General features: G+C 76.3%; 1 protein-coding gene. It reads right to left on the bottom strand.

Annotated elements, in window-relative coordinates; genetic code table 11:
• The coding region (locus tag ACPCUX_RS18825; protein ID WP_423389402.1) for an Ig-like domain-containing protein at positions 1-304 on the bottom strand (304 nt) is incomplete at both ends.

Here is a 304-nt window from a genome sequence, read left to right as displayed (position 1 = left end):
GACCGCGTTCGGCGGCTGCAGCCGCGTCGGCGCCGGCACCGGCACGACCCGCACCTGGCCGGTCGCGGTCTCGGTGCCGTTGGAGGCCGTGTACTCCACCGTCACCGGCGCGTCCAGGCGCCGGATCTCGGTCACCCGCAGCATCTGGTGGGCCAGGATCGCGACCGACACCCCGGCGTCGGCGGGCACGCGCACGGACTGCACGACGAGCACGCCGCCCGCGGGGTCCGTGTCGTTCGCGAGGACGTCCACGAGCGTGGACCCGCCCGCCGGGAGGAGCGCGGTGTCGGTGACGACGACGGGC

Source organism: Cellulosimicrobium sp. AB352 (assembly GCF_049538415.1).
GTDB lineage: Bacteria > Actinomycetota > Actinomycetes > Actinomycetales > Cellulomonadaceae > Cellulosimicrobium > Cellulosimicrobium funkei.
The sequence above is the reverse complement of the archived record's forward strand: the minus strand, read 5'-3'. Positions and strand labels throughout refer to the sequence as shown.